Genomic DNA, 4,531 nt, shown 5'->3' with positions numbered 1-4,531 from the left:
TTTTTAATACTTATGGACGGCGCTTTTTTAAGCGCCGTTTTTTGAAACAAAATTTCCTCAACATATTTGTACAAAATTACGGTAGACAAAATTAATATTTAATGATATAATGTATATATGGGATGGCACCTATAAATTTTTTTGAATCATTCGCACATAAACCGAATACAATATTGTAAAGGAGGATTATTATGCATATTAAATCAAAAATTATAGCAGTCTTATCTACTGTTGTGGTGACTGCGGCTTCTGTTATTTCTTTCTCAGGCTCGGCAGCTATTGCCATTCGTGATGCAAATGGTGACAGTATAATTGATATGTCTGACGCTGTTTATACAATGAACTATCTTAATGGAAATGTTAATCCTACTAATGTAAAATCATTGGATTTTGACGGAAACGGTATTATAAGCAGTATGGACACTTTAAAAATTCAACTTTATAAACTGCAATTAATATCTGAAAATTTGCTCCCACCGTCTATTAATGAATCGGTTTCGGCAAGCAATACTACAAGAAATTATTGGAAACATGATTATTCTAACAGTAATCTTTACTCTAAAACATCTTATTCTCTTACTGTAAAAAGTGATGATAATACGGTGACTGCGGCTTCTGATATAGAGCCGTATACGATCATACCTCCGGATAATATGGTGAGAGATTATGACACTTCTGTTGTAAGACTTAATATGCCCGGAATAGGACATGGTACTGGTTTTATTGTCGGTGATCATGTTATTGCAACGGCTGCTCATTGCGTTTACGGCAACGGAAAATTCTACAATATGACGATAGATATCGTTGATGAAAATAATAATACGGCTGCAACTTTTGCTCCATCATATGTTCATATTCCAAGTCTATATGCTACAAATTCATTTAATTATGATTATGCTTTGATTTATGTAGATGAAGATCTGAGCGAATATGGAATGTTTAAAATGGGTGTAGCATTAGATGAATATGTAAATAATAATGGTTCTGTTATTGCTTCAGGTTTTCCCGGTGAATATCCTGATAATTATACAGGAGAATATGGTATTCGTTTTAAAGCACAAGGAAATCTGGCTCTTTCCACACAATATAAATTATATTATGATGCTGATACTTTCGGTGGAAACAGTGGTGGTCCGGTTTACGTTGAAGAAGGTTTTACCGACAAAAACGGCAAGCTTTATGAAACAAAAACCGTGGTTGCAATTCACACCAATGGTTTCAATATAACTGAATACCCGAATGGGAAAAACAGCGGAACAAGAATAACGCCGGATATTCTTAAATTCTTTTACAATAATTCTTATATGGCGTAATATGGAGGTGCTTTTATGAAAAAATTTAAAAAATTAGTATCTTTGGTTATAGCTTCAATGTTAACAGCAGGAACAATTTCAGCAGCGACAGCAGGGGCGGTTGGTTACTTTAAAAACGGCGATCAGCTCGATGCAGAGCTTGATGAATACATTTTGATAAACGATGAAAATGCTCTTTATGGCGGTGCTTACATTAATTCAAAAGATTCTTCCAATATGATTTTTATTAATGAAGCAAAGTCAAATTGGGTTGAGATGTGCATAAGCAGGGATGCTGACGTTGAAAAGATTGAAAAAATCATAATGGATATTTGTCCTAACGCAAAGATAAGCATCGGAACTCCAACTCTTTTTGAGGGTTCGGATGAGTATTTGAGGAGTCTTTGCGTAAGAGGTTATGAGGGAAAACTTCCGTATAAGGAATCAAGAGAAAAAAACATTACGCTTGAACAGGCTCGTAAAATATATGAGGCAATCAAGGAAAGCGGTGATTTCAAGAGTACTGTAGGTATTGAAACATATGAGTATAACGAAATTGCTTATATGCCGCAGTATACTGAAACATATTTAACAGCTTACTTTGCAGAAAATAAAGATGAAATCGAGAAGTATGCGGCTGAAAAAGGGATTAAGTGTCATTTTGAAAACTTATATGATGATGATGCAGAATTCAAACTCGTTCCTGATGAAAAGCTTACAGTTATGGAGCATTATCAGCTTGCAGAACAGATTTACTCTGATTTAGGAATTGCTCCGTTTAAACCTATACAGGAAACTTTGGCAGCTGAGGGTGAAACTTCGGTAATTGATATGCACAATAATACAGTCGGCGACGCCAACGAAGACGGAGAGCTTGATATGTCAGACGCAGTTTATATAATGCAGTGCTGCTCTAATCCTGATAAGTATAAGCTGACGGCTCAGGGAAGATACAACGCAGACTTCAACGACGATGGAATAACCAACGAGGACGCTCTTACAATTCAGAAAACTTTACTGGAAATTGAATGAGTTTTTAATACTTATGGACGGCGCTTTTTTAAGCGCCGTTTTTTGAAACAAAATTTCCTCAACATATTTGTACAAAATTACGGTAGACAAAATTAATATTTAATGATATAATGTATATATGGGATGGCACCTATAAATTTTTTTGAATCATTCGCACATAAACCGAATACAATATTGTAAAGGAGGATTATTATGCATATTAAATCAAAAATTATAGCAGTCTTATCTACCGCTGTGGTGACTGCGGCTTCTGTTATTTCTTTCTCAGGCTCGGCAGCTCAGAATGTGACTTACAACGATCCTTACGGCAACGGTGTAATCGATATGTCGGACTCTGTTGCGATTATGCAGTATATCAGCGGAGCTATCACCCCTGAAAATGTCGACAGATTAGACTTCGACAACAACGGCGTGGTTACTATGATGGATTCGTATAAGATTCAGATGTATAGACTACAGCTTCTTGGCAATGCGGATGATATTGTGACGTTGGCTTCGCCTGCGGCAGAAACTCCGCAGGGTGATTCTTCATCAAGATATCGTGTTTTTAACGCTAAAACACGTGAGGAGTTAATACTTAAAAACTATACCTTAACAGAGTCAACAAAATATTACAATGATTCCAATAATTCAATAAGCACCAGATCTGTTATAGGAACTGATGACAGAGTAATAGATTGGTCTAAAAACGGAGTTGTTAAAATAGTTACAGCTGATGGAATGATTGGAAGCGGATTTGTTGTTGGCAAGCATACTATTGCAACGGCTGCTCATTGTGTTAATAATAAATCACTTTCAAATATTATTCTTTTTGATAATAATGGAAATGATACAAATGCTACGCCTGTTGAATACCATATACCTCAGATGTATTATACTTATGCAGACAAGTATGACTATGCTTTAATAACTGTTGAAGAAGATCTGAGCGATTATATGCAGTTTGATTTGGGTACTGTTCGTAATTACTCACCAAGTCGTAATATTGCTGTAACAAATACCGGATTTCCGGGAGAAATCGAGAATCCTGACGGTACAACAATTCGTGTAAATGACGATGAGAATTTGCATAATTTGTATAGCTCTACCGGATCTGTTGTAAGTACTTATGATAAATATTTTTGTCATACTGCGGATACTTCCGGCGGTGACAGCGGAAGCCCGGTTTATTATACTGAAACTATCAACGGTCAGACTTACTATACAGTTATAGGAATTCAAGTTGGTGGGGGAACGGATAACAATAAAGCTATGAGGATAACAACGGAATTGATAAGATTTTATAATCAGAACCCACATATTAATTAATGAGGTGATATTATGAAAAAAATGAAAAAGATTACAGCGTTAATGCTTTCTGTTATGACTTGCGCAGCTTCTTTAAGCGCTATGACCTCGAATGCTGTACTGTGTCCTGTTGATGAGAGTAATCTGGAAGAATTGCTTAGCGACTGGACGGTAGTCAGGGCTGATGTAGGTGAAACTCTTTATATTAATAAAGATATCAAAAAAGAAGCTATCTATGAAGATTCCGGTCACCTTCTCCTCGTTAGCAATAATAGAGCTGAACCAGCAATATATTTTGATACGCCAGAAGATGTAGATGGTTCGGAAGTAAAAAAAGTTCTTCAAGAAGTTGATTCTTCTTATAATATGTCTTACAGAGAGCATTTAACAAATGGAATTCCTGTTAAAACTTTCCATATTGGAAACTATACTGATCCCAAATCACAAGAAGTGCATGAATTAACTGTAGATGATGCTAAAAAAATATACGATGCCTTTAAGGAAAACGGCTGGATAGATAATGGCAGGATCAACGATTTTAAATTCCGTGCTGCATACTATACTTATTCACCGGGTTATTTTCAATATGGATATATTACTGCATATGATATAGAGAATAAAGATGTTCTTGAAAAATATGTCAGTGAAAATGATTTGAATTGTCATTTGGAAGAAGATACGTATCATGAGGATTCGATAATCAAGATCGTACCGGATTATGAATTATCTACAGTTGATCATTATCATCTTGCTGAACAGATACAGAATGATACCGGAATTATGATGACTTGGTGGATTCTGGAAAGTACCAGTACTTTATCATCGGGAGATGTCGATTTAATGAATAACACAGTCGGCGACGCCAACGAAGACGGCAAGCTTGATATGTCGGACGCAGTTTATATAATGCAGTGCTGCTC

General features: G+C 35.8%; 4 protein-coding genes. All 4 read left to right on the top strand.

Features of this window, described 5'->3' with window-relative positions; all coding sequences use genetic code 11:
* The first annotated feature begins 191 nt into the window (after nucleotides 1-191).
* Nucleotides 192-1,313 (top strand): trypsin-like peptidase domain-containing protein, encoded by a 1,122-nt coding sequence (locus QZ357_RS07680; RefSeq protein WP_290774209.1) that lies wholly within the window; start codon nucleotides 192-194, stop codon nucleotides 1,311-1,313.
* A 15-nt stretch (nucleotides 1,314-1,328) separates the two neighbouring features.
* Nucleotides 1,329-2,324, top strand: a complete 996-nt coding sequence (locus tag QZ357_RS09835; protein ID WP_366934139.1) for a dockerin type I repeat-containing protein — start codon at nucleotides 1,329-1,331, stop codon at nucleotides 2,322-2,324.
* Between the two features lie 192 nt (nucleotides 2,325-2,516).
* Complete coding sequence (locus QZ357_RS07670) at nucleotides 2,517-3,632, top strand: trypsin-like peptidase domain-containing protein (RefSeq protein ID WP_290774206.1); 1,116 nt, start codon at nucleotides 2,517-2,519, stop codon at nucleotides 3,630-3,632.
* A 12-nt stretch (nucleotides 3,633-3,644) separates the two neighbouring features.
* Nucleotides 3,645-4,531: hypothetical protein (locus QZ357_RS07665; RefSeq protein WP_290774204.1), on the top strand; the 887-nt coding region annotated here is incomplete at its 3' end.

It is taken from the genome of Anaerofustis sp. (assembly GCF_019420015.1).
GTDB lineage: Bacteria > Bacillota > Clostridia > Eubacteriales > Anaerofustaceae > Anaerofustis.
This window is presented reverse-complemented; position numbering and strand designations above follow the sequence as displayed.